Source organism: Edaphobacter flagellatus (genome assembly GCF_025264665.1).
GTDB lineage: Bacteria > Acidobacteriota > Terriglobia > Terriglobales > Acidobacteriaceae > Edaphobacter > Edaphobacter flagellatus.
This window is the reverse complement of sequence record NZ_CP073697.1, coordinates 2,207,530-2,232,973: the sequence shown is the minus strand read 5'-3', so window position 1 is coordinate 2,232,973 and position 25,444 is coordinate 2,207,530. Positions and strand designations below refer to the sequence as shown.

21 protein-coding genes are annotated in these 25,444 nt (G+C 58.4%); 12 read left to right on the top strand and 9 right to left on the bottom strand.

The window, feature by feature from the left end; genetic code table 11:
- The first annotated feature begins 105 nt into the window (after nucleotides 1-105).
- The 3 genes from KFE13_RS09280 (at nucleotide 106) to KFE13_RS09270 (ending at nucleotide 5,967) form a co-directional block, all read left to right on the top strand.
- A complete protein-coding gene (locus tag KFE13_RS09280; RefSeq protein ID WP_260702826.1) occupies nucleotides 106-1,758 on the top strand; it encodes an acyl-CoA carboxylase subunit beta in 1,653 nt (550 codons plus the stop codon).
- Nucleotides 1,759-1,799: 41 nt separating this feature from the next.
- A complete protein-coding gene (locus KFE13_RS09275; protein WP_260702825.1) occupies nucleotides 1,800-2,156 on the top strand; it encodes a cupin domain-containing protein in 357 nt (118 codons plus the stop codon).
- 355 nt (nucleotides 2,157-2,511) lie between these two features.
- Nucleotides 2,512-5,967: a TonB-dependent receptor gene (locus KFE13_RS09270; RefSeq protein ID WP_260702824.1), complete on the top strand. Its 3,456-nt coding sequence runs from the start codon at nucleotides 2,512-2,514 to the stop codon at nucleotides 5,965-5,967.
- 87 nt (nucleotides 5,968-6,054) lie between these two features.
- Here the strand turns inward: KFE13_RS09270 and KFE13_RS09265 are convergent, their stop codons facing one another.
- The gene (locus KFE13_RS09265) at nucleotides 6,055-6,444 is read right to left on the bottom strand and encodes a carboxypeptidase-like regulatory domain-containing protein (RefSeq protein WP_260702823.1); all 390 of its coding nucleotides are present in this window, start codon (nucleotides 6,442-6,444) and stop codon (nucleotides 6,055-6,057) included.
- Nucleotides 6,445-6,497: 53 nt separating this feature from the next.
- Nucleotides 6,498-6,695, bottom strand: coding sequence for a hypothetical protein (locus KFE13_RS09260; protein WP_260702822.1), 198 nt, complete (start codon nucleotides 6,693-6,695; stop codon nucleotides 6,498-6,500).
- 197 nt (nucleotides 6,696-6,892) lie between these two features.
- Between KFE13_RS09260 and KFE13_RS09255 the strand changes: the two genes are divergently transcribed.
- From KFE13_RS09255 to KFE13_RS09245, 3 genes are all read left to right on the top strand, one after another.
- Entirely contained in the window at nucleotides 6,893-7,723 is an 831-nt protein-coding gene (locus tag KFE13_RS09255; protein WP_260702821.1) for a rhomboid family intramembrane serine protease, read from the top strand.
- 197 nt (nucleotides 7,724-7,920) lie between these two features.
- Nucleotides 7,921-8,625 carry a cytochrome b/b6 domain-containing protein gene (locus KFE13_RS09250; RefSeq protein WP_260702820.1) on the top strand — a complete coding sequence of 235 codons (705 nt, stop codon included), beginning with the start codon at nucleotides 7,921-7,923 and terminating at the stop codon, nucleotides 8,623-8,625.
- Nucleotides 8,615-9,598, top strand: coding sequence for a molybdopterin-dependent oxidoreductase (locus KFE13_RS09245; RefSeq protein ID WP_260702818.1), 984 nt, complete (start codon nucleotides 8,615-8,617; stop codon nucleotides 9,596-9,598). The genes KFE13_RS09250 and KFE13_RS09245 overlap by 11 nt, the downstream gene beginning before the upstream one ends.
- 68 nt (nucleotides 9,599-9,666) lie before the next feature.
- Here the strand turns inward: KFE13_RS09245 and aspS are convergent, their stop codons facing one another.
- Entirely contained in the window at nucleotides 9,667-11,493 is a 1,827-nt protein-coding gene (gene aspS / locus KFE13_RS09240) for an aspartate--tRNA ligase (protein WP_260706876.1), read from the bottom strand.
- 38 nt (nucleotides 11,494-11,531) lie between these two features.
- Nucleotides 11,532-12,830 (bottom strand): histidine--tRNA ligase, encoded by a 1,299-nt coding sequence (gene hisS / locus KFE13_RS09235; RefSeq protein ID WP_260706875.1) that lies wholly within the window; start codon nucleotides 12,828-12,830, stop codon nucleotides 11,532-11,534.
- 112 nt (nucleotides 12,831-12,942) lie between these two features.
- Between hisS and mgrA the strand changes: the two genes are divergently transcribed.
- From mgrA to KFE13_RS09215, 4 genes are all read left to right on the top strand, one after another.
- Nucleotides 12,943-13,974: an L-glyceraldehyde 3-phosphate reductase gene (gene mgrA, locus KFE13_RS09230; RefSeq protein ID WP_260706874.1), complete on the top strand. Its 1,032-nt coding sequence runs from the start codon at nucleotides 12,943-12,945 to the stop codon at nucleotides 13,972-13,974.
- A gap of 310 nt (nucleotides 13,975-14,284) precedes the next feature.
- Complete coding sequence (gene rplU / locus KFE13_RS09225; RefSeq protein ID WP_260706873.1) at nucleotides 14,285-14,590, top strand: 50S ribosomal protein L21; 306 nt, start codon at nucleotides 14,285-14,287, stop codon at nucleotides 14,588-14,590.
- 85 nt (nucleotides 14,591-14,675) lie between these two features.
- Nucleotides 14,676-14,939, top strand: a complete 264-nt coding sequence (rpmA, locus tag KFE13_RS09220; protein WP_260706872.1) for a 50S ribosomal protein L27 — start codon at nucleotides 14,676-14,678, stop codon at nucleotides 14,937-14,939.
- Between the two features lie 307 nt (nucleotides 14,940-15,246).
- The gene (locus KFE13_RS09215) at nucleotides 15,247-15,717 is read left to right on the top strand and encodes a hypothetical protein (protein ID WP_260706871.1); all 471 of its coding nucleotides are present in this window, start codon (nucleotides 15,247-15,249) and stop codon (nucleotides 15,715-15,717) included.
- A 197-nt stretch (nucleotides 15,718-15,914) separates the two neighbouring features.
- Here KFE13_RS09215 and KFE13_RS09210 read toward each other — a convergent pair whose 3' ends face one another.
- The 3 genes from KFE13_RS09210 to rpsU all read right to left on the bottom strand — a co-directional run bounded on the left by KFE13_RS09210 (nucleotide 15,915) and on the right by rpsU (nucleotide 17,803).
- Entirely contained in the window at nucleotides 15,915-16,826 is a 912-nt protein-coding gene (locus KFE13_RS09210; protein ID WP_260706870.1) for an MBL fold metallo-hydrolase, read from the bottom strand.
- Nucleotides 16,827-16,888: 62 nt separating this feature from the next.
- On the bottom strand, nucleotides 16,889-17,335 hold the full coding sequence (locus KFE13_RS09205) for a zinc-ribbon domain containing protein (RefSeq protein ID WP_260706869.1): 447 nt from the start codon (nucleotides 17,333-17,335) through the stop codon (nucleotides 16,889-16,891).
- Nucleotides 17,336-17,605: 270 nt separating this feature from the next.
- Nucleotides 17,606-17,803, bottom strand: coding sequence for a 30S ribosomal protein S21 (gene rpsU / locus KFE13_RS09200; protein WP_014267628.1), 198 nt, complete (start codon nucleotides 17,801-17,803; stop codon nucleotides 17,606-17,608).
- A gap of 509 nt (nucleotides 17,804-18,312) precedes the next feature.
- Here rpsU and KFE13_RS09195 point away from each other — a divergent pair.
- Nucleotides 18,313-18,834, top strand: coding sequence for a gamma carbonic anhydrase family protein (locus KFE13_RS09195; protein WP_260706868.1), 522 nt, complete (start codon nucleotides 18,313-18,315; stop codon nucleotides 18,832-18,834).
- A 371-nt stretch (nucleotides 18,835-19,205) separates the two neighbouring features.
- On the opposite strand, the gene KFE13_RS09190 is transcribed toward KFE13_RS09195, so the two are convergent.
- Nucleotides 19,206-20,300, bottom strand: a complete 1,095-nt coding sequence (locus tag KFE13_RS09190; protein WP_260706867.1) for a YCF48-related protein — start codon at nucleotides 20,298-20,300, stop codon at nucleotides 19,206-19,208.
- A gap of 60 nt (nucleotides 20,301-20,360) precedes the next feature.
- Nucleotides 20,361-21,971 (bottom strand): YXWGXW repeat-containing protein, encoded by a 1,611-nt coding sequence (locus KFE13_RS09185; RefSeq protein WP_260706866.1) that lies wholly within the window; start codon nucleotides 21,969-21,971, stop codon nucleotides 20,361-20,363.
- Nucleotides 21,972-22,459: 488 nt separating this feature from the next.
- Between KFE13_RS09185 and acnA the strand changes: the two genes are divergently transcribed.
- Nucleotides 22,460-25,384, top strand: a complete 2,925-nt coding sequence (acnA, locus tag KFE13_RS09180; RefSeq protein ID WP_260706934.1) for an aconitate hydratase — start codon at nucleotides 22,460-22,462, stop codon at nucleotides 25,382-25,384.
- Nucleotides 25,385-25,444: the final 60 nt, after the last annotated feature.

Below are 25,444 nucleotides of genomic sequence, written 5' to 3'. Positions count from 1 at the left end.
GAATAGCACTCCTGCCTGTGTACGGCAGAGCAGAAAGGTCATTCTTCGGGCGGGAGTTCTTTCTATGGATACAGATAGCTGCCGCGATTGCTAAAATCGCTCACCATGGCTGCTGCTGAACCTCCCGCGACTTCGCACAACAAGCCGACGCCTCAACAGACACGTATTGCCGATCTGGCGGCGCGTCATGCCATCGCCGAAGAGGGCGGTGGTCCGGAGCGGCGCGCGCGTGAGGCAAAGGCCGGCAAGCTTTTGGCGCGGGAGCGCGTTGATCTGTTGCTGGATGAGGGAACGTTCGAGGAGACGGACAAGTTCGTGACGCACCGCGCGTCGGACTTCGGCATGGATGAGCAGCGTGTTCCCGGCGATGGCTTTATTACCGGGCATGGACGTATCGATGGCCGTGTGGTGTTTGTGTTTGCTCAGGACTTTACGGTTTTTGGCGGATCGCTGTCGGAGTCAAATGCCGCGAAGATCGTCAAAATCATGGATATGGCGATGAAGGTGGGCGCGCCGGTGATCGGGCTGAACGATTCGGGAGGCGCGCGCATTCAGGAGGGCGTGCTCTCACTTGCCGGATATACGGATATCTTTCTTCGTAACACGCTGGCGAGCGGTGTGGTGCCGCAGATCTCGGCTATTTTAGGTCCGTGCGCGGGTGGCGCGGTGTATTCGCCTGCGATCACGGACTTTACGCTGATGACGGAGAAGACGAGCTACATGTTCGTCACGGGGCCGGACGTGATCAAGACGGTGCTCCATGAGGATGTGACGAAGGACGCGCTGGGCGGCGCGACGACGCACAATGAGATTTCCGGCGTAGCTCACTTTATGGCGCATGATGATCGCGAGTGCCTGGCGATGATCCGCGAACTGGTGAGCTTCATTCCGTCGAACAACCTCGACGATCCTCCGCGTCGCGCTACGAGTGACGATCCGGCGAGGGCCGATGCTGCGCTGGAGACGATTATTCCCGATGAGTCGAATCAGCCGTATGACATGGTCGATGTCATCGCGCGCATCGTCGATGATGGCTATTTGTTCCAGGTACAGGAGCATTTTGCGCGCAATCTTGTTGTGGGGTTCGCGCGCATGAACGGGCGTCCGGTGGGCATTGTGGCGAATCAGCCTGCGGTGCTGGCCGGCGTGCTCGACATCGATGCAAGCGTGAAAGGAGCGCGGTTTGTGCGCTTCTGCGATGCCTTCAATATTCCGCTGATTACGTTCGAGGATGTGCCCGGCTTCATGCCCGGCACGCGGCAGGAGCACGGCGGCATTATTCGTCATGGAGCGAAACTGCTGTATGCCTTCGCCGAGGCAACGGTACCAAAGCTGACGGTGATCACGCGCAAGGCTTATGGCGGGGCATACTGCGTGATGAGCTCGAAGCATCTGCGCACGGATGTGAACCTCGCCTGGCCGACGGCGGAGATCGCCGTGATGGGGCCGGAGGGCGCGGTCAACATCGTCTACAAACGCGAGCTGGACGCTGTGGTGCGCCGCGCGGAGGCGGTGATGCCGCAGGGAGTTTCGCTGAGCGAAGAGCAGAAGCTCGAGGTGCTGGCCGAGGCGCGCAGGGAGAAGGTGGAGGAGTTTCGCGAGCGGTTCGCGAACCCCTACGTCGCCGCAGAGCGCGGCTATATCGATGCAGTGATTCGGCCCAGCGAGACACGGCGACGGCTCAATACGGCTCTCGACATGCTGGCCACAAAGCGCGAGAAGAATCCACCGAAGAAACACGGAAATATACCGCTGTAACCATTGCTGCATCGCAAAGACGACTGTGGCATCTTAGAGAGATGCCAGCTAAGGTCATCTCCACTGCGAACGCCGAACACTACACATGGGGCAACAACTGCGATGGCTGGTTCCTTGTCAAGACGCCGGAGCTGCAGATCATCGAAGAGGCCATGCCCCCTGGAGCCAGCGAGACGCCGCACCACCACGTCCACGCGCGGCAGTTCTTCTTCGTGCTGGAAGGCGAGCTGACGATGGCGGTTGAGTACCACGACTTCGTCGCCAAGGCAGGCGAAGGAATCGAGATTGCCCCAGGGCAGATTCACTGTGCGAGCAATCGCAGCAGTGACAAGCCACTTCGCATTGTGGTCACAAGTCAGCCGCCGAGCCACGGCGATCGCGTGGACGTGAAAGCGTAAGTGAGCCAGATGCACTACTTCTTGGCAGATCGCATGTTTTGTCAAGAGCCATTTGTCTCATGAAAATGAGGATCATCACAAAAACTTATGCTCTGGTCACATTTTTTTATTGACCATTCATTCATCGCGCGCTAACTTCTCCTGCATACAGAAACCTTGCCGGAGCGGACTGTATCCCTCCGACCCCATTTCATCGGACACGATGGAAGGTGTGCTCATGTGCGCACATACCTGTCCTGTCCCTAAAACCAGTTTGGTTGAGACAACGAATCAACCAAACGAAATAAACCGCAGCGGGATCCAGTCGCACTCCGGTTTCGGATAACCCGGAGATTTTTCCGAGAGGCCACACGAGATGATCAATACCTCATCAGCATTCTTCCGTCGTCTGACGACGGCGTTTTGTCTGTTATTACTAGCGTTTGTTGCTACGACATTCACCGCATCTGCACAGGAGACCACTGGCGCGGTCGAGGGCACAGTCAAGGATAAAACTGGAGCATCGATTGCAAACGCTAATGTAACTATTAGTGGTGACAAACTGATCGGCGTCAAAGCGATCTCCACCGACAAGAGCGGCTATTATCGTTTCGACAATCTACCCCCGGGAACATATTCCATCCGGGTCAGCGCTCAGGGCTTCGCTGAGCTCAAGCGCGATGGACTAGTCATTCAGACGGGCCGCATTCCTACAATCGACTTGTCGCTGGCTGTGGGCTCAGAGCAAACCATCGTCGAGGTCAGTGCTGAAACACCCGTGATCGATGTCACCTCGTCACGTCAACAGACTACTGTGAGCAAGGACGAGATCGATTACGCTCCTCGAGGCCGTTCCTTCCAATCAGCGATTGCCTTTGCCCCGGGTGCTCGTAACGAGCCACTGCAGGGTGGGTTTCAGATTGACGGCGGTGCTACGGCTGAGAATTCCTACCTTGTCAACGGTATGGAGACAGGCAGTATGGTCACCGGCAAGTCAGCCGCAAATGCTCCATTCGAGTTTGTTCAGGAAGTTCAGGTAAAAACCGGCGGTATTGAAGCTGAAAATGGCGGCGCACTTGGCGGTGTCGTTAACGTTATTGGCAAGCGCGGTGGCAACACCTGGCATGGCAATATCTGGACATACTATGAGGGCGACCCCATGGATTCCTCCTATACCGTAACACCGCTCAGCCAATACGATTCGGGCGCGACCCATCAGGGCGTTTTCCTTCGCTCCGACCCGCAGGGAACTTACTCCACACCCAAACGGCAGGATTACGCTGCCCAATTCTATACGCCCAAGAAGGACCATTTCCGCTATCTTCAGCCCGGCTTCGACGCAGGCGGATATCTGAAGAAGGATCGTGTCTGGCTTTGGATCTCCTCTGCACCATTGATTCAGACCGCGCGTCGTACAGTCAATTTCACAAACCCGACTTGCGCTGCTGCGGGCTGCCCTGGCGTACGTCAGTTCAATTACAGCGAACAAACTTACTTCACTGCTGCTCGCGTTGACGTAAAGGTCACCGAAAAGATCCGCCTCTACGGGGGATGGCAGTATGCCTTTGACCGCACAACAGGCAGTAACTTAGTGGCAGGCAGTAATCTCCCTACCCCCGACTCAATTTACGGTCAATACAATCCATCAACGGCAAACCCGGTTGATTCCTACCAGGGTGCCATTGGTTCAGTTCAGCCGAATTCTATCTACACTGCTGGCGCGGACATTACGCTCACATCCAACCTGGTCTCCACGACCAGATTCGGTAACTTCTTCCAGAACTATGCCGATCGGGGGCTTCCTCAGGGTGATCGCTATCTCTGGGTTGGTAACGCCAATGCAACTCAGACTGCTCTTGATCCTACGGCACCGACTCTCGGTACGGTTAATGCAAATGCCGTAAAGTCGAGTGGTAACTATAACATCAGCCCGAACCTGGGTTATCAATTCAACGCAAACTCTCGTACGTCTTTCAATGAGGATCTGGCCTTCTTCAAGAAGGGTTTCTTTGGCACTCATAATCTGAAGGGCGGGTACCAGCTGACCCATTTTTATGAGAACGTCAACCAGACCTTCACCAACGATCTCGTCCGCCTCACCTATGGCACGACCTACGCTCCTGGTACGGCTTTAGGTGCGGCCAACTGCGCAAATATTGTGGCCCAAAACGTTGCTAAGGGATGGGCTGCCGGCGGAAATTCTGGCGGTTGCCAGGGCAACTGGGGTTACGCCAACATCCGCGACGGTAATGAGATTACTGGAACGGCGAGCAGCAACAACCACGCTTTCTATATCCAGGACTCCTGGCAGATCCTGAAGGGTTTCACTGCCAATGTTGGTGTACGTTTCGAGCACGAGTATTTGCCAGCCTACAATAAGTTTCCCTCCGGTATCGATTTCGGTTGGGGTAGTAAGATTGCTCCACGTATTGGTGGTGCCTGGGATGTCTTCCAGGATGGCAAACTCAAACTCAACGCGAGCTACGCAGCTTTCTACGATGTCATGAAGCTCAACCTTGCCATTGGTTCCTTTGGCGGCAACTACTGGCACGATTGTGTGTATGCTCTCGATACGGCGGACTTCTCCGTAATCAAACCGGTAAAAGATGCGACGGGACACTACTGCCCGGCAGGTGGCGCCTCGGTTGGTGCAAACTTCACAGGAAGTTCAACGCCGGCGGGTCTTCGCTTCATCGAGAATCAGGACTTCCGTATACCTTCGAACGATCCTTCGCAGGGAGCCGCGGTCGACCCAAACATCAAGCCGTATCGTGAGCACGAGGGCGTTGTCGGAGCTTCATATCAGATCAGCCGCGACTGGGCCTTCGAGTCTCGCTATACCCGCAGGCGCATCGATAAGGCGATAGAGGATGTAGGCTATGTTGGGCCAAATGGAGAGGCATTTATCATTGCTAATCCTGGGTTCGGCACAGACGCAGGTGGACCAACGACCTCCTGTCCAACCTGCAAACTGCAGCCCAAGGCTGAACGTAACTACGATGCCGTTGAGTTCCGTGTGACCAGAGCATCAACTCGGCACTGGTTCGGTCAGTTTGCCTATACCTATAGCAGGTTGCGCGGAAACTATAGCGGTCTTACCAGTACTGATATCGCTGATGCAGGTGGTGCCCGTGCAAATCCGAACAACAACCGTGCATTTGACGAACCGCAGTTCCAGTTCGATGCTAATGGCAACCCTTCCAATGGTCTTCTGAGCACGGATCGCCCTAATTCTTTCAAGGGTATTGCCTATTATCGGTTTAGCACGTGGAAGCGTAACGAGCCCACTATCGGTCTCTTTCAGCAAGCGTCCTCCGGCAGTCCTCTCAGTACCTTCGCTGACGTTAACGGAGCAGCGGGCAGCTACCCAGTCTATGTCGTTGGCCGTGGCAAGTGGATCGATATAACCCGCGACCCCACGACCGGAGCCTGGGTCTACGGCAATACCTATACTCGCCGTACCCCGTGGTATACCCAATCTGATCTCTCACTGACAGACTCATACCACGTCAGCGATACCCATGAGGCCTGGAGGCTCGGGTTTGAGGCACAGTTCACTAACCTCCTAAACCAGAAGGCGGCAACTGTCTATCAATCCCGTGTAAATGCAACGCTTGGGTCAACCGGAAACTATATCCTGCCAGCAGGCTCGACAGCTGGTAATCCAAACTACGGCATCCTCGAAAATGGGTACGACTGGAAATCCATCGCCAATAACGGCAATGGACTCTCTACGAGCCGTGGTCCGCTCGTACTAAGCAATTTGTATGGTCTTCCCAGCAGTTGGCAGTCTGGTCGCTCTATCCGTCTGAAAGTTAACTTCACCTTCTAATTTTTCAACTCATACCACATGAAAGCGGGAACTGCTCATGCAGTTCCCGCTTTCATGTGTGCGTAAATCCGTCCGTAGAAGCACCGACTACTTATCCACCTTGAGATTGATGATGAACTGGTTCTTGCTGTCGAAGGAGCTGATGGTTTTTATCGCGCTCTTTTTACCGTCGTGCTCGGCCCAGATCTCGTAGTCGGTGTTCTGGGCCAGCTGGCCGAAGCGGTACTCGCCCTGGTCGTCGGCGATAAAGCTTTTGACCGACAGTGTGTGGTCGTCCTTCAGGTAGACGACCGCGCCCTTGAGTGCATTGTTCGAGCCGTCGGTCACCTTACCCTGCACCGTACGTTGCACCGGGCCTCGCTGCTGTGCGGCGGCAGGAGTCGCCAGAATGGCGGGTGCAGCCGTGAAGGTGAGGAACGATAATGCTACGAAGGCAGTCTTCCCGGAAAGAGAGCGAAACTTCGATAGATCGATCATGCGTACCAGTATACGGATATCGCTGAAATCAAGGCTATCGCTCGAGCATGCGATTAGTCATCGTCTTCTCCCGTGGGAGGAGCCAGTTCTTCGTCGTCATAGCCCGCTTCGTCAATTGCGGCAAGCTCGATCGGGTCGGTGCCGACGATCTCAAGCTCTGCGCCGCACTCTTCGCACTGCACTGTCTCGCCCTGGTCGACATCGTCATCCAGATCGATCGGGCTATCGCATTCAGGACATACTACAGCCATGGTCAATCCTCCGTGCCGCTATCTATCATTCGATATGTGATGCCAATGTGCCAGTCGGCACAACAGCCCCGCTACTAATTTAGCGGCCACCTGCCGCGGTGCGTCAAGCCATTGTGCAGGTCTTTTAACCATTCTGTTTTCATTGTTGGATGCGACAAGCGGGAAGCGCCTGCGCTGTGGTGAAATAGAAGCACGCGATGCGCCGTACCGGACCCATTTCGCTGACCCTGCCGTCCTTTAGCGGCGCTGTGCGGCGGATTATCCTGCTCAATCTCGCTGTCTTCTTTGGGCTGGCTATCGTCCACTGGGTTTCTGCAGGTGTGGAGAACTTTCTGCTGATGCACCTCATGTTGCGGCCGGTGGATGTTCTTCACGGGCAGATATGGCAGCTGGTTACCTACTCCCTCATCCAATCCGGCCTGCTGTCCATCGTCTTCGGCATGCTCACGCTGTGGTTCACGGGATCGCTGCTGGAAGGTACCTTCGGCAGCCGCTGGCTGACGGAGCTTTACTGGAGCTCGGTCGTCGGGGGCGCGGTTATCGCCTCGGCCGTCTCCTTTACGCATGTTTTTGGTCTGCGGCCCGATGTCCCGGCAATGGGGGGGGCATGGGCGGGCATCTTCGGCCTGCTGGTTGCCATTGCCATGCTGTTTGGCGACCAGGAGTTCCTGCTCTGGTTTGTGCTGCGTATCAAAGCCAAGTACATGGTCGCGATCTATATTCTGATTGCGATCGCTGTGCTGCTCAAGGAATCCAATGCGCTCGATGCTTTGCTGCAGCTCTCCGGTGCGCTGACGGGATTTCTCTTTGTGCGCTTTGCGCCGCGGCAAGGCTTTGCCTTCGGCGTGTCTGAGGCGTTCTACGGCGTACGCAATGGCTATTACCGTTGGAAGCGCCGCCGTGCTGCGCGCAAGTTTGAGGTCTACATGCGCAAGCAGAACCGCGTCGTCCATTTCGACAAGGACGGCCGTTATATCGATCCAGACGAGCTGCGCCGCGACCCGAACGACAAGCGCTGGATGAATTAGTTTTACGTCGATAGCGATATATCGCATTGAAAATACTTCAGATCGCGCGGGTGATCTGAAAGTTGCAGGCTTTTCTGCTGGAATGGCCGATCTCTCCGCGCTATGGTGGAGATAGTTTTGTTGCGCAGCAGAGGAACATGCAGGGCCACGACTCCAGGGGAAGTACAGCAGTTGATTCAGGATCGAATGCTCCCTCAATGCTTCGCATAGAGGAGCGGCATCCTCTTGCCGTGCGCTGGATGCACTGGATCAACTTCCCTCTGTTGATGATCATGATCTGGAGTGGCCTGATGGTGTATTGGGTCACGTCGCCGGATAACGGTGTCCTCGACCATCAGACCTATCGCATCGGCCTTGGCGGCTTCACGCTCTTCCGCTTCTTCCCTGACTGGTTCTATCGACTCTTCCGGCTCGACAACCACCTCACGCGCGGCATGGCGTTTCATGCGCTTGCCATGTGGCCCTTCATGGTCAATGGAGTGGTGTATCTCATTTTTCTTGCAGTCTCCGGTCAATGGAGAGAGATTCTGCCGACCCGTCGCGATCTGCAAGAACTGGTGCAGACATTCTGGCTGGCGATCATCAGGAGCGACCATGCCGGGAAGTACAACGGCGCGCAACGCATCGCCTACACCTCTGTGCTGATTGTCGGTGCTGTTGCCGTCGTAAGCGGATTCGCCATCTGGAAGCCTACTTCGATGCCGTGGCTGACCGCCATGCTGGGAGGCTATCAGGCAGCCCGCCTGATTCACTTCTGGACGACGATTCTGTTCTGTGTCTTCCTCTTCGTTCATGCTGTGCAGGTTGTGCGTGCAGGCTGGCCGACGATGCAGTCGATGATCACCGGCTTCGAAGTTGTCTCTGACAAGGTCGAGGTTCAGGAGGCCGCGCATGGCGACTGATCCTCGGCGCGCTTCGATTGAAGCGAACAACAAAGAGGTGCACGCGGAAGCCTCACGCCGTACGCGCCGAAGTTTTGTCGTGGCGGGCGCCGCTGTTGCCGCGGCGGGAGCGGGCTTTATCGCATTGCTGAAGAGCAGGCCCATCGGCATGTTGCGCGAGCCCATGCGTAAAGCCGAGGAGCTGAACCGCGCGATTGCCGAACACGTTATTGGCGAGACTGCTCTGGCTCCCACCTACCCTTTGGCCATGGCGGCGAAGAGAGCGCGTCTGAACGGTATGGGATTGCGCCGCGATCTCGATCCTGCAAGCTGGCGGCTGCAGGTGGCTGGTCTCTCGCACGAGGCCGAACTGCATCCGAGGTTCATGAGCGATCTGTCGGAGTGGAAGTTCCGCTTCTCGGAGGAGTTCGTAGCACGCAATCTCGAGCTCGATGGCGAGTCGGCCAACCAGCCCATCAACGTCTCGAAGATGGTCGACAGTGCTGCGAAGCTCGACCCGCGTGATCCTCTTGCATTTATTCCTGAGCGTCTGCCCTCAGCAGCAGGACTGCTGTTGGCGATGGAGGATCTGAAGAAGCTTCCCTTCACGGAGTACGCCACCGAATTCAAATGCATCGAGGGTTGGAGCCAGATTATGCACTTCGGCGGTGTGCGGTTCATCGACTTCATGAAGGCGTTTCCGCCCATGCTCAATCGCGATGGCTCGCTGCCGAAATACGTGGCTATGGCCACTGCGGATGGAGCCTACTTCGCTGGCTACGAGATAGCGGCGATGGTCCATCCGCAGACTCTGCTCTGCTATCAGATGAGCGGCGAAGAGCTGCTGCCCGCGCATGGCTGGCCGCTACGCCTTTCTATGCCGCTCAAGTATGGCTACAAGCAGATCAAGCAGATCGCCCGCATCACCTACACCAATCAGCGCCCCATCGACTACTGGGAGCAGTTCGGATACGACTGGCACGGCGGCCTCTAAACTTTTCAGGCATGGGAAACGAAACGGCCCTCTCCAGGAGAGGGCCGTTTGCACTTGCATGGTGTCGCTTAACCGCGCGGAGCAATTTTCAGGTGGAGTTCCTTCAACTGTTGCTCAGTCGCTGGGCTGGGCGCGTCGACCATCAGGTCGATGGCCTTTGCCGTCTTGGGGAAGGCGATGACCTCGCGCAGACTCTGGGCTCCGGCAAGGATCATCACGATGCGGTCGATGCCGAGCGCGATGCCGCCGTGCGGAGGTGTGCCGTACTCCAGCGCTTCGAGGAAGAAGCCGAAGCGCTGCTTCGCCTCTTCGTCGCTCATGCCGAGCGAGCGGAAGATCTCCGCCTGCACATCCTGACGATGGATACGAATCGAGCCCGAGCCAAGCTCCGTGCCGTTGAGCACGACGTCGTACGCAAGCGCGCGAACGGAGCCCTTGTCATTGAAGAGCGCGCCGGACTTGATGTCGTCCTCATGCGGCGAGGTGAAGGGATGATGTGCCGCGTCCCATGTCTTGGTCTCCTCGTTCCACTCATACATGGGGAAGTCGGTGACCCAGAGGAATTTGAAGTCGTTTGCCGTGCCGGTTTGCTCAAACAGCTTGTGCTTGTCGGCGAACTTCTGCGCCAGTTGCAGGCGCAGCGCACCAACGCGCTTGTAGATCCACTGCCGGTCGTAGTTCCACATCTCAGGTGTGCCGAGCTTCGGCGTGACGACAACAACCAAATCTTCCGGCGTGGCTTCAAGCTTTTGCGTGATGGTTCCAGCCAGAGGAGCAAAGGTCTCGTTCGTCTTCAGGCGCTCGGTGTCGAGCAGATCGAGTCCGCTCTCGCCGAAGCCGGCACGAACCTCGCTCAACAGCTTCTTGCGCTCCGTGCCTGACAGTCCACCAGCCTTCGGAATGATGAAGCCAAGCACGGGTAACTTCTGCTCGATCTTCAGCGTCTCGCGCAGCGTCGGCGTCAGGTCGTCACTCAACTCGACCATCGCTGGCAGGCGCATGTCGGGCTTGTCGATGCCGTACTTGCGGATGGCATCGTCATAGCTCATCTGCAGGAACGGTCCTTCGGGCAGCGTGATGCCTGCGGTTTTGAACGCCGCGCCGAGGAAGCCCTCGACCGTGCGGAAGACCATCTCCTGCTGTGGGAAGGTCATCTCGAGGTCGATCTGCGTGAACTCGGGCTGGCGGTCGGCGCGCAGGTCCTCGTCGCGGAAGCAGCGGGCGATCTGGAAGTAGCGGTCGAAGCCCGAGATCATCAGAATCTGCTTGAAGATCTGCGGCGACTGCGGCAGCGCGTAGAACTCGCCGGTGTGAACGCGGCTGGGGACAAGGTAGTCGCGCGCGCCTTCGGGCGTCGAGCGCGTCATAAATGGCGTCTCAATCTCGAGAAAGCCGTTGTTCGACAGGTACTCGCGGATGGCGCGCGCAACGTTGTGGCGCAGCAGGAAGTTCTTCTGCATCTGCTCGCGACGCAGGTCGAGATAGCGGTACTTCAGCCGCACCTCTTCGTTGGCAATCGCGTCCTCGGCGGGGGAGAAGGGTGGCGTCTTCGCCTCGTTCAGCAGCAGCAGCTCTTTGACGACCACTTCGATCTGGCCGGTGGGCATGTTTGGGTTCTCGAGCCCCTCGCCGCGACGCCGCACACGGCCTTTGACGGCAACGACGTACTCCGACCGAGCTGCCTCGGCCTTCGCGTGCGCGTCGCCTGCGATCTCCTTGTCGGAGACCACCTGCGTGATGCCGGTGCGATCGCGCAGATCGAGAAAGATGAGATTGCCGTGGTCGCGTCGCCGGTTTACCCAGCCCATCAAAACCACGTCCTGTCCGTCCTGCTCCGCACGGAGCTCGCCGCACCGGTGGGTGCGCTGCAGATTGCCTAAAAAGTCGAGTGTCACGATGCTTCCTATTGTACTGACTTGATGAGAGGTGATCTCTAGGAGAGCGTTTTTAGCGCCGCCGCCAGCTCCGCGCGAGGCACTTTCTGCTGCTCGCCCTTGGAGAACGTTTTCACCGTGAAGATGCCGGAGTTCACTTCATCCTCGCCGACGATGATCATTTTGTCCGCCAGCTTGTCCGCTGTCTCGAAGGACTTCCGCAGACGGAACGCTCCGTCGCCGACTTCGATCCTCAGCCCCGCGGCCCGCAGTTCGCGCGCCAGCTCTAGTGCTGCGGGATTTTGCGGGACACCCATCGGAGCCACGAAGGCATCGAGCTTGGTGGGCTCCTGCTTCGCGGCCTGGGCCTGCAGCGTCAGAATCAGCCGGTCTTCACCGATGGCAAAGCCGATGCCCGGAGCCTTCGGCCCGCCCAGCATTTCGGAGAGGCCATCATAGCGTCCGCCTCCCAGAAGAGCATTCTGCGTACCAAGACCGCTGCCGTCCGGCACCGTGAACTCAAAGGTGGTGCGCGTGTAGTAGTCCAGCCCGCGAACCAGACGCGGTTCCACCACATACGGCACACTACAGGCGTCGAGCGCAGCTTTGACCTGCTCGAAGTGCGCGCGCGCGTCTTCACCCCAGAAGTCAGCGATCTTCGGCAGCTCGTTGATGATCTCCTGATCGCCAGGCTCTTTGGAATCGAGCACGCGCAAGGGATTTGTCTCAGCGCGTCGCTGATTGTCCGCGCTCAGCTTGTACTTCACCGGAGCCAGTGCTTCGCGCAACGCCTGAGCATAACGCTTGCGGTCCTCAGCCGAACCAACCGAGTTCAGCGAAAGCTGCCAGCCCTGAATGCCAAGCTCGTTCAACAGAGTCGCCAGCATCTCCAGCACCTCGGCATCGCGCAGCGCAGAGTCGGAACCCGAGAACTGAGGCCCAAGCACCTCCGCGCCGATCTGCCAGAACTGCCGATAACGACCACGCTGCGGCCGCTCGCGGCGGAACTGCGGGCCGATGTAGAAGAGCTTCTGCAGCACGCCGCTCTCGTCGAGATGATGTTCTATATAGGCGCGCACCACGCCGGCCGTGTTCTCAGGCCGCAGCGTCAGCGACTGTCCCTTGTCGCTTTCAGCGCGTCCGCGATCTTCCCACGTGTACATCTCTTTCGAGACGATGTCGGTCTCTTCTCCCACGCCGCGAGCGAACAACTCGGTCGCTTCAAAAAGCGGAGTGCGAATCTCGCCGAACCCGTATCTTGCAAATACACTCCGCGCGGTTGCCTCAACGCGGTTCCATAACTCTGTTTCCGGGGGAAGCAGATCCCGCGTTCCCCGCACTGCTTTTATCGTCGCCATGTCATGTTCCAGTGTAGCGAAGATTCAGTAGGTAACTTTATCGACTACTGGTGCTGATGAGGGGTTACTTTCGTTGCATAAGATAGGTAGAGAGAGTGCGAAGGAATAAAACATGACTTATGTGGCCGACCAGAAACGATATCAAAATGCAGAATTCCGCCGCTGCGGACGATCGGGAATCGTTTTGCCGCCTATTTCGCTTGGGCTGTGGCAGAACTTTGGTGGGGCCGATGTTTTTGAGACCGGACGCGCGATGGTGCGGCGAGCCTTCGATCGTGGCGTGACGCACTTCGACCTTGCGAACAACTACGGTCCTCCTTATGGCTCAGCCGAAGAGAACTTCGGCGCCATGCTTGGGAAGGATCTCGCGCTCTACCGCAACGAGCTCATCATCTCCACCAAGGCCGGCTGGGACATGTGGCCCGGCCCCTACGGCATCGGTGGTTCGCGCAAGTACCTGATCGCATCGCTCGATTCCAGCCTGAAGCGTATGGGGCTCGACTACGTCGACATCTTTTATCACCATCGCCCCGACGTGAATACGCCGCTTGAGGAGACGATGTCGGCGCTCGCGCACATCGTTCGTCAGGGCAAGGCACTGTATGTCGGTGTCTCGTCCTACAGCCCCGAGCTCACGCGAGAGGCAGCGGCCATCCTCAAGAGCGAGGGCGTTCCGCTGTTCATCCATCAGCCGTCGTATTCGATGCTCAACCGTTGGGTCGAGGACGAGCTGCTGGCGACGCTCGAAGAGCTTGGCACCGGTTGCATCGCCTTCTCTCCGCTGGCGCAGGGACTGCTGACCAGCAAATATCTCAAAGGCGTTCCGGAGGACTCGCGAGCAAAGGACGAGGGCTCGTTCAAGAGCGAGATGCTCAGCGAAGACAACCTCAACCGCGTCCGCGCACTGAACGACATCGCGAAAGGCCGGGGCCAGACGCTGGCACAGATGGCCATCGCCTGGGTATTGCGGGATTCGCGTGTGACTTCGGCGTTGATCGGAGCGCGCAATGTGGCGCAGCTCGACGACTCGCTCGACGCCGTGAAAAATCTCAAGTTCACCGAGACCGAACTGAAGGAGATCGACCGTTATGCGACCGATGGCGGTCTCGATCTCTGGAAGGGAGCGCGTGAGGGAACGGCATAATAGGCCAGCAACGGGCTAAGTGGCATCTTTTATGCGAGATGGCACTGTTAATGCACTGATTACGGGGCATTTGCGTTGGATTCCCGTTGACCTCGCGGGCAAACCCCGGTAAACTCATTAAGTTTGGCGCAGCAGCCGGTGTGTCTCTAGCTCTAAGTCAGAGTAAGGATGGCAGGCTTGGAGCCGATCGCTCAGGTTTATCGGGTTCAGCCTGTTTGACTTGAGCCGATCGTATGCGCCCCGCAGCACAACTCCATGAAGGAAGCGGTCGGCGCTCCGCACTTGAGCGCGCGCGAAAGGTTTTAGAGCCATGTACGCAGTTATCCGCACCGGCGGCAAGCAGTATAAGGTCGCTCCTGGCGACACCCTCAAGGTTGAGACGACCGGTCAGGCCGAGGGCACGATCGAGTTTTCCGACGTTCTCGCCGTCTCGAAGGAAGAGGGCAAGTTCGTCAGCGACCTGAAGGGCGCCAAGGTCACGGCGTCGGTTCTGGGCGAAGGGCGCGGCGACAAGATTCTCGTCTTCAAGCTGAAGCGCAAGAAGCAGTACAAGAAGATGCAGGGTCACCGCCAGAACTTCGTTGAGGTCAAGATCAACGAAATTCTCGTCGGCTAATCGCGCGAACGGCAGAGATTTAGATTCACAAGATCAAGCGCACCGCCGAGAGCAATGACCGGCAGCGCAGAATGAGGCAATAGAGATGGCACATAAAAAAGGTCTAGGTTCTTCCAAAAACGGCCGCGACTCCAACGCGCAGCGCCTCGGCGTCAAGCGCTTCTCCGGCCAGACGGTCACCGGTGGCTCCATCCTGGTCCGCCAGCGCGGAACTCCGCTGAAGCCCGGCATCAACGTCGGCCGCGGCAAGGACGACACTTTGTTTGCCAAGATCGACGGCGTGGTCCGCTTTCAGGACCGCGGCCAGCATGGTCGCTTCGTCTCGATCGACCCGATCGCTGTCGCATAAGGTTTCAAGTTCTCTTATAGGAAGAGCCCTGCTTCGGCAGGGCTCTTGTCTTTAACCAAGCTATGTTTGGGTAGGTTGCTTCTTTGCGAACGACCAGGGCTTTAACCATCTTTAGATGGTTAAAGTAGAGTTCGAATTCTTTCTCTAAAAATAGAAATCTTTTTTAGAAGATCGACAGACGGCGACAGTTCGTTCTATGATTCGCACTTGCATCGTGTTGTTATCTCCCAATCCTCAAAATTGAGACGACAGGTCTTAAAAGATCGTCGCACTCCAAATTAAGGTTTTATGCCACACAGGAGAAAACATGCGTTCAAAGTTTCTAGTTGTTCTAGCAGGTATCGTCACTGTGTTACTGTTCTCACCGCGCGCAGCATTGGCCGGAAATTATTGCCCATTGCTCTTTCAAGATGAAATGCAAAGCGTTCATACCTTTTTAATGAATTGCACGGCGACCGGAGAATCTTATTTCAGTTGCAAACAAGAGCAAGAGGCAAAAGATCTTGCCACAGAGGCCGCAAGCGATTACTACTCATGCACACATTGGGTGCCACAAGAAGGTTATCCACCACCCTCTCTGCCGTCGGCAGGTGGAGGAACTGCGGTCTCTTGTAGTTGGGCAGACTCGGGTAATGGAACTTACGATCTAACCTGTGATCTAGCAAAACTACATCCTCAACAACAATTGCCCCACACTGAAACGCAACCTCATTCTCTCGACTGCTTTTTCGAAAAATATTTTGACCGAACGCATATCCGCATGAATCGTAAGATTTAGTATTATTCACTTGCCATGACAGTGAGAGAATCCTCTGGATTGTTCGCTGTCATGGCATTTTGTTGTCTGCGCTTATTTACCCGTGGAGATAATCGGCTTACTCTGGTTCGATCCGAGCTGTTCCATCGGTGTGTGATGGTTGTGGGTGAAGAAGACGGGTCTCTTTTCTGAAAGGACTCGTTGGTAACTCGCAGAGATTACATGTCGACTATGACAGGCTTTCCTTTGTCATTCAGTTCAATTCGCGCCATCGGGGTATTATGATCGTGGGTAAAGAGGACGAGCCATTTTTCCGGGATGGCGCGCTGGTAGAAGCGTTTGCGTTCGGCGATGCAGCGCATGGGGTCAAGGTCGTAGCCCATCACCCAGGTTGGGTCGAGGTGGGCTGAGGTGGGGATGAGGTCGGAGATGTAGCAGGCGTGTTCGACGGCTCCGCCGTGCGATGTCGATTCGATATGCACGGCCATCAACTGGTGTGTGTGGCCGGGGAAGAGTTCGAGCGAGATGCCGGGCACGACCTCTGGGTTGCTGGCGATGGCGTCGTTGGTCACGAGCGTCATCTGGCCGTTTTCGATCAGCGGGTCGTAGTTTGGCGAGAGATAGCTGACGCGGTCGCGGTCATACTGCATGTGTCCGTGCTCGACCTCGCCTTTGTGCGCGAAGTAGCGTGCGTTGGGAAAGGTCGGCGTCACTGAGCCGTCCGGATGCAGTGTCGTGTTCCAGCCGCAGTGGTCGAAGTGGAGGTGCGTGTTGATGACAACATCGACCTCTTCGGGCCGCACGCCTGCTGCAGCGAGCGACTGCGGGAGCAGCTCCTTGTTCTGGTGGATCTCGCGCATCTTCGCGGACTGTTTGTTGCCGACGCCGGTTTCGATGACGACGGTGTGTTTGCCTGTGCGTACGACGACAGTGTTCAGGCCGAGCAGGATGGTGTTGTTGTCGTCGGCCGGTGCGCGCTTCTGCCAGAGCGTCTTGGGCACGACGCCAAACATAGCTCCGCCGTCAAGGCGGTAGCTTCCGTCCGTGCAGATTGTCAGCTCAAAGTCGCCCAGATGCTTCCGCGCTCGTAGCAGATCATCTGGGCCGGGGAGGTTTTCCAATTCGCTCATCCTTCACATCGTACTGCGTGCACATGGTGCTGTGTGAAGGCGGTCGAGCGAGTGTGCGAGCCTCAGGAGGCCCGCGCAATCACCATCATCTCCGAGCTTGCAGCGATGCGCTCGCTGCCTGATGCTGCTGCGCTAACCAGTTCGGGAGCCATCGGTGCCTGTACGTGTTCCAGTGCGGAGTCAACCGCGGCGGCTGCTGGCACGCTGCGCTGCTTGTTCTGGAAACACTGACGGCAGAGAACCGGTCGCCCCTGAGTGGGTTTGAAGGGAACCGTCGTTTCGACGCCACACTCCGAGCAGGTGGTGCGGGTTTCGGTGCGCGAGATGCCGGCGGCTGCTGGTCCGGAGCCGGTACGCATTGCTGCGCCAGCGCGTTTGGATTTGCAGGGCTTGCACCGTTTGGGGTCGTTCTTGAATTGTTTGTCGAAGAAGAAGAGCTGTTCGCCGGCGGTGAAGATAAACTCTCCACCACAATCAGCGCAGGTCAGTATCCGATCCACGAATTCCATAACCGCGTCTCCCGTATTGCGGAACAGGTGGATGGCTTGGAAAAGGACATGCGAACAGACCCTTTTGCGAGCGATCAACCCGTCTTGATTTCACAACCTTGGATTTCAGGGGGCCCGGGCGCCACCAAACAGCGTGGCGAGAACAGCACATACGGCCGGCAGTGAGCGTAAGACTCAAGTGCCACTGCTGCCAGGAGATAGCGGGAGTCTACAGCCTGGCTTTGCGGGTGGCCACCCGTTGGGATGGCCACCCTTGCTGGAGCTTGTTTCTTAGTCCTGCTCCTTGCGGACTTTCTTACGATTACGTTTGCGGGCGAGCGCTTCTTTGACGCGCTTCTTTTCACCCGGCTTCAGGTAGAAGGAGTGGCGCTTGACCTCCTTGATAATGTCTTCGGTTTGCACCTTGCGCTTGAAGCGGCGCAGAGCATTTTCAAGGGGTTCGCCTTCCTGAACTCGAACCTCTGCCAAGAGTGATACACCTCCAAACCTGCCCAAAGGGGACTCTCACAGAATACCCTATTTTGCTGGTATTTGAGGCGTAACCAACCCACTCTTTGGGCACCTGCGGGGGATGGCCTTAAGCTTGCTTGTGGTCCGGTCTGAAGGGGAGCGGGTAAGGAGCCTCCTCCCGTGCATTTTTGCTAAAGTATTCTATTTATTGATTTTAGCGAGATGGCAGAAATGTAAAGTATTCAAAATAAAGGTGTTAGTTGGCAAAGTATTCAAAACAGGTGAGTTAGGCGAACAAAATGAAGCCTTTGCCCTATGACCCGGTCTCTACTCTTATGTTAGCAAGTAACCGGAAACTTATCGGCAAATGGAAGCTGTTCATTAAGAAAGGGTTACGGGGCAAAGGGGCTTGACAAGGTTTTGGGCGGCTTTTGACGGGTGTTGGGACGCAGGCCAACAGCAGAACCGTCGAGGCCGCTTCGCTCCGCTCGGAAGGCCGCAGGAGGTGGTGGTCGTAGAATCGGGGCATGATCAGGAGCTATCAGGGTAAGAGGCCGGTGGTGCCATCGAGCTGTTATGTGGATGTTTCGGCGCAGCTGATCGGCGACGTGGAGCTGGGCGAGCAGGCGAGCGTGTGGATGAATGCGGTGCTGCGAGGCGATGTGAATTCGATCCGCGTGGGGGCGCGGTCGAATGTTCAGGACTGCGCGGTGCTCCACGGGATGCGGTATGTATACCCGGTCATTGTGGGCGAGATGGTGACGATCGGGCACAATGCGACGGTGCATGGATGCGTGCTGGAGGACGCGGTGCTGGTGGGGATCGGCGCGACGATTCTGAATAATGCGCGCGTGGGTGAGGGGTCGATTATTGCGGCGGGGGCAGTGATTCCGGAGCAGACGGTGATTCCGGCGAACTCGCTGGTGGCGGGCGTGCCGGGCAAGGTGAAGAAGACGCTGGGGGACGAGGACCGCAAGATGATTTTGCAGTACGCGCAGAATTATCTGGATTACACGAAGATCTATCTGGAGCAGTTGGGGAACTGGTAGCGGTTCCTTAGAAGACTACTTTTCGTGTTCGGTCGCCTTCGGAGATATTCCAGGCCTATTGGTTGTTGCCGGTCGATCCGATGGCATCATTCCATGGCGAGGCGTGCCGCAAACGGGACATGCTTCGGCTTTCAAGGTAATTTCTGCACCACAGCATGCACAAAAAGCCGCCATGCGGTTTGCCCTCCGACTGTTCTCTTTGGATGAATACTGAAATCGAAAGATTCGCTTGTGCGAGCAGAATCGCTTGATCGGCCATTCTGCAAAAAACGCAGATTTCTCGACTGCGCGGCTATGCGGCTTCGCTCGGTGCGCGGCTATGCGGCTTCGCTCGGAACGATACTTCTAAATTAATTTTTGCCCGGTGTTGGTTATGGCTTGAGCGCATCGGGGCGCAGCTTGCCGATGCGTCCTTTGGGGCCGACGACGAAGGGGAGTGAGAGAGCGTTCCAGTTTTTGTCGGCGTCGGGGGCGTCGTTGGGGCCGGGCTTGAGGGCTGTCCAGTTTTTGCCGTCGTCGCGGGAGATGTCGGTGCCGTTGGGGCCTGTGGTGATCCAGACGCCAACGGAGGAGATGAAAGCAACTGAGGAGCGGTAGCCTGCGGGCGTTGTCGTGGCGACATTCCAGGTCTTACCGCCATCTTTTGAGAAGGCTGCAGTGGCTGAACTTATTTCCGGTTTGTCGTAGGCACCGCCGACAGCTACGATCGCGGTTCGGGACTTGCCAGAGAGGTCTGTAGTCATCCGAGCGGCGAGTGAAAACACTCCAGATGCTGGTGAGCCACTTGCTATTGGTACGTCAGATTTCATCCATGCCATGGCGCAAGCGGAGGACGTTGGTGTCTCGCACTTCAGATAGGTGAAATAAACATGTGGTGAGATAGCTCCGCCGGTACCAAAAAAGAGGAACGCACCTTGAGACAGCAGAGAGGAGTTGCTTGCGGCGAAGGCTCCGTCGCCTTTATCAGCTTCGAGGCCAGGGTCATCAGCAATGAACCATGTATCCCCGCTGTCCTGCGAGAGGAACATAGAGAACTTGCCAGAGACAGGATCACCCAGCAGATAAAGCTGTTTGCTGGTTACTCGGCGCAGGCTGTCGAAAAATCCAGTGGCATCTGGATTGGTGAAGACGAGCTTCCATGTCTTGCATCCGTCGGTGGTTTTGTAGAGGCGGGAGAGATCGCCTTTGCCGGAGGACATGACGATGGCGGTGTTCTGGTCGAATGCCTGGATGCCGCGGAAGTCGAGCTTGTCGGCTTTGGGCGGAGTGGTGCAGCGCTGCCATGTTTTGCCGTCGTCGGTGGTGCGCAGGATGGTGCCTTCGGTTCCGCTGGCCCATGCGATGCCGTCGCCGATGGAGTGGATGCCGCGGAAGCTGGCGGTGGAGTGGGAGTCCTGTATTTCGAACTGGGCTTGTGCGGTGAGAGAGAGCGCGAGGGATGTGATGAGGGTGAGGATCGTGCGCATGCTGGTGTGCGGTGAGGATAGCGAAGCACTCGCTATGCTGCAACCCCACACCAGCCTGCGTTAGCGGCCTCGACCGTGTTCTCCGCCTCCGCTATAGCTGGCGCGGGGCGGAGGCGAGGAACGCTGCGGTTGTGGCGCGGGGCGCTCCTGCGGGGCGGGCCGGTACTGCGGTTGCGGTGCCGGTCTCGTCTGCTCGGGAGTTGGGCGGTACTGCTGCTGAGGCTGAGGCCGGTACTGCGGCTGTGATGGGGCCTGATAGCGCTGTTGTGGCTCGGGGCGGTACTGGGGCTGCGGTGCCGGGCGTTGGACCGGTGCGGGGCGCTGCATCTCAGGGCGGGCCTGTTGTTCGGGCTGGACAGGGCGTGTCTGCTGTTCGGGTCGATATTGCGGCATGGGTCGAGCCTGCTGTGGCCGTTCGATGGGGGCCTGCACCTGCGGGCGAGTGGGCTGAACCTGTGGCTGTCCCTGGCCGGGACGGTACTGAGCTCCGGGTTGCTGCACGCCGGGCCTGATCTGTGCGCCGGGCTGGGCCTGCTGGCCGGGGCGATATTGTCCCTGATTGCCGGGCATGGGTCGGGCGTTGTTTTGTATGGCGGGACGCATGATGGGGCGTTGGACGCCGGGGTCGGCCGGGACGGGACGCGCTACGGCGGCCATCTGCGGACGTCCGCGGTTGGCGTTGTAGAACTGTGCGCGGTTGGCTTCGGCCTGCTGGCGGACGGCGAGCTGCGACTGCATGGGAGCGAGGCGGGCCTGGCGAGTGGCGGCGATCTCGGTCGGACGCGGCTGCGCCTGGATGCCACGCGGGCCTCCGTTGTAGGAGACGCGGGTGATGTTATTCACGACGACGGTGCGGTTGTAGACATTGGTGATGTTGACGTTACGAATGTTGGTGACGGAGCGGTTGTAGAAGAAGTTATTGCCGCGCCAGTAGCCTCCGTGGAAGCCGTAGCCGGTGTAGCCATAGCCGTAGGGGATTCCGCCGTAGAAGCCGATGTAGGGTCCCCAGTAACCGCGATGGAAGCGGTAGCGTCCGCCGATGAAGAACCAGTAGCCGGGGGTCCAGAGAGCGCCGGGCCAGGGAGCGGCTACCCAGACGCCGGGGACCCAGTAGTAGCCGGCGGGTGCGTAGGACCAGTAACCGGGCGTCCACATGTAGTTGGGGGCGGGGGCGGGGGGCTGGTCATAGGTTGGCAATGTGGGTGGCGGCTGGCTGGCTTCGAGGTCTTCGTAGGCGGCTTCGTCACTGGGGTTCACCTGGCCGTCGTCATAGGGCTGCTGAGCAGCGGGGGCCTGTCTTTCGATGGGGGCTGGCTCCTGCGGCTGGGCGGACTGGTCTTGTGACTGATCCTGTGGCGCGCCTGCCTGCCGGCCGGTTTGGGAATACTCCTGTGCGCGCTGGATGCTCTCGTTCTGCGCGCCGGAGGAGGGCGGCGGTGCGGTGGCACCGGGCTGGCGGGCGGCCTGGGCGTATGGATCGGATGTCTGCGCGGCTTGTGCGTTGGGATCACCGGTGACGGGGGCCATGTTGGCGTCGGCGGGGTCGGGGCCGGAGTTGTCGGCCTGCTGTTGCGCGTTGACGCTGGAGTGGCAACTAGTCATGAAGGGTGAAGCGCAGAATGCGATGCCTAACAGTAGAGCCGGGGAGAGAAGTCTGGTGCGCGTGTTCATCGGGCGTTTTGCTCCTGTACGGTTGAACCCCGTTCTAGAAGATGAGATGCGGATTATTCGTGGGACGGCAGCTTTTGTTTTTGGAATCAGGAGGTTGTGGTTCTCGGGGTCTGTGTTTTCGCTGGTGGTTATTCCGCCCTTTGGGCTTCAGTTAAGCGGTTCTTCGTGTCCTGCTGACACACCGCATTTGTGGCGGGATGCGAGATGCGGAGGTTCCTCGGCTTCGTTCGGGATTGATGCTCCGCAAAACGTTGGATGGGCTTGAGGCTTGTGGAAGCGTGGACGTAGAATGGTGGGCGATGGCAGCACGAGGCCCACTTCTGAAGCGCTATCGCCACGGGCGTCCCGATCGCGGACGCTAATCGGTCCCTTCGCAAAAACTCTCTTGTGATTTTGTTAGGATTCTCTCGGCCTGGACTGCATTGCAGTTGTGGCCCCTCTACCTGCGCCGGTGAGCGCGCGATTCTTCTGGAGAATGAACGATGTCGATGTCATTGAATAATCCTGATTCCTTTAAGAGCAAAGCGACCCTGAAGTCAGGTTCGAAGAGCTATACGATCTTCCGTCTGGATGCGCTGAAGTCGAGCGGTGTAGAGCTGGCGCGGCTGCCGTTTTCGCTGCGCATTTTGCTGGAGAACCTGCTGCGTCACGAAGACGGCACCAGCGTGACCGCAGACGACATCAAGTTTCTGGCGAAGTGGGACCCCAAGGCCGAGCCTTCGCGCGAGATCGCATACATGCCGGCTCGCGTGCTGATGCAGGACTTCACCGGTGTGCCTGCTGTCGTCGATCTTGCTGCGATGCGCGATGCGATGAAGCAGCTGGGCGGCGATCCGCAGCGGATCAATCCGCTGCAGCCGGCGGAGCTGGTGATCGACCACTCGGTGCAGGTGGACGAGTTCGGCACGAAGCGCGCCTATGACCTGAATGCGGCGCTGGAGTTTCAGCGCAACCGCGAGCGCTATGCATTTTTGAAGTGGGGACAGACGGCGTTCCGCAATTTTTCGGCTGTGCCTCCGGGGATGGGTATCTGTCATCAGGTGAACCTGGAGCATCTGGCGCGCGTGGTGTTTACGACGAAGCCGGAGACGAGTCTCGATGCGGTGGCGACGGATGGCAGCAAGGCGACGGTGGAGCAGAGCCATGCGCTGGCGTATCCGGACACGCTGGTCGGCACGGACTCGCACACGACGATGATCAACGGTCTGGGCGTGCTGGGCTGGGGCGTTGGCGGCATTGAGGCAGAGGCGGCGATGCTGGGCCAGCCGGTGAGCATGCTGGTGCCGCAGGTCGTCGGCTTCAAGCTGACGGGCAAGCTGAAGCAGGGCACGACAGCGACCGACCTGGTGCTGACGGTGACGCAGATGCTGCGCAAGCTCGGGGTTGTCGGCAAGTTCGTGGAGTTCTACGGCTCGGGCGTGAGTGAGCTGCCGCTGGCGGATCGCGCGACGATTGCGAACATGGCTCCGGAGTACGGCGCGACGTGCGGCATCTTCCCGGTGGACAAGGAGACGCTGAACTATTTACGCCTGACGGGTCGCAGCGAAGAGCAGATTGCGCTGGTGGAGGCGTACTACAAGGAACAGGGGATGTTCCACACGGCGGATGCGGCCGAGGCGGAGTACTCGACGACGATTGCGCTGGATTTGAGCACGGTGCAGCCGAGCGTTGCGGGACCGAAGAGGCCGCAGGACAAGGTGCTGCTGCCGGAGGTGGGTGCGAGCTTCAAGCAGCAGCTGCCTGGGCTGCTGGGGCCGAATGCGAATGCGAACTCGGTGCGCCAGCTGGTGCGCTGGGAGGGTGAGGGCGGACATGCTTCGCTGGGCGGCGATCTGGCGTCGAGCACGGGTGCTCCTTCGCCGGTTGTGGTTGCGCCGAGCGTGCCGGTGGCGACGCTGGAGAACGGCCATCTGGATGCTCCGGCGGTGTCGATCAAGAGCCGGTTCGGTGTCGATCCGGACAAGTATCTGGATCACGGATCGATTGTGATCGCAGCGATCACGAGCTGCACGAACACGTCGAATCCGTACGTGATGCTGGCTGCGGGTCTGCTGGCGAAGAAGGCGGTGGAGAAGGGACTGTCGACGCCGCCGTGGGTGAAGACGTCGCTGGCTCCTGGCTCGCGCGTGGTGACGGACTACTACGAGAAGGCCGGGCTGATGCCGTATCTCGATGCGCTGCGTTTCCAGATCGTGGGCTACGGCTGCACGACGTGCATCGGCAACTCGGGGCCGCTGCCGACGGATGTGTCGAAGGCGATTGAAGACCACGGGCTGGTGGCGGTTTCGGTGCTCTCGGGAAATCGTAACTTTGAAGGGCGCATATCGCCGGAGGTCCGTGCGAACTACCTGATGTCGCCTCCGCTGGTGGTGGCGTATGCACTGGCAGGACACATCGGTCATGACTTCGATAAGGACCCACTGGGCAAGGGCAAGGACGGCCAGCCGGTGTATCTGCGCGACATCTGGCCGACGCAGGAGGAGGTAGCCGCGACGGTGGCCAGTTCGATTGATTCCGAGATGTTCCACAAGGAGTACTCGACGGTTTCGCAGGGCGACCAGAACTGGCAGCACCTGAAGTTCCCCGAGGGCGACACGTACGGGTGGGAGGGTGACTCGACCTACATCCGCAAGGCACCGTACTTCGACGGCATGAAGCGCGAGCCGGAGGCGGTGGAGGATATCAACGGCGCGCGCGTGTTGGCGGTGCTGGGCGATTCGGTGACGACGGACCACATCTCGCCTGCAGGCTCGATCAAGCTGAACGGCCCGGCAGGCAAGTACCTGACGGACCACGGCGTGAAGCCTGCGGACTTCAACTCGTATGGAAGCCGTCGCGGCAACCACGAGGTGATGGTGCGCGGCACGTTTGCGAATGTGCGGCTGCGCAACAAGCTGGCTCCGGGAACGGAGGGCGGCGTGACGCGCCTGCTGCCGGAGGGCACGGGCATGTCGATCTACGACGCGAGCGTCGAGTATGCGAAGCGGGGCACTCCGCTGGCGATTCTCGCGGGCAAGGAGTATGGCTCGGGCTCGTCGCGTGACTGGGCGGCGAAGGGACCGCGGTTGCTGGGCATTCGCTTTGTGATTGCGGAGAGCTATGAGCGTATCCATCGCTCGAACCTGGTGGGCATGGGCATTCTGCCGTTGCAGTTTGTGGACGGGCAGAATGTGGAGTCGCTGGGGCTGACGGGCGAGGAGATCTTCCGCGTGGGCGAGCCGGGCGAGCTGAAGGCGATGCTCGATTCGAAGTTTGCTAACGGCAGGACGATTGCGGTGTTCGCGGAGTCGGACTCGGGCAAGACGACGGAGTTCACCGCGACCGTGCGCATCGATACGCCGCAGGAGATTCTGTACTACCAGAACGGCGGCATTCTGCAGTATGTGCTGCGTCAGCTGGTGGCGAAGGGATAGCTTGTCGCTGTATAACGTTGCTTCAGGAGGCTCCGCTTTGTGCGGAGCCTTTCTGGTCTG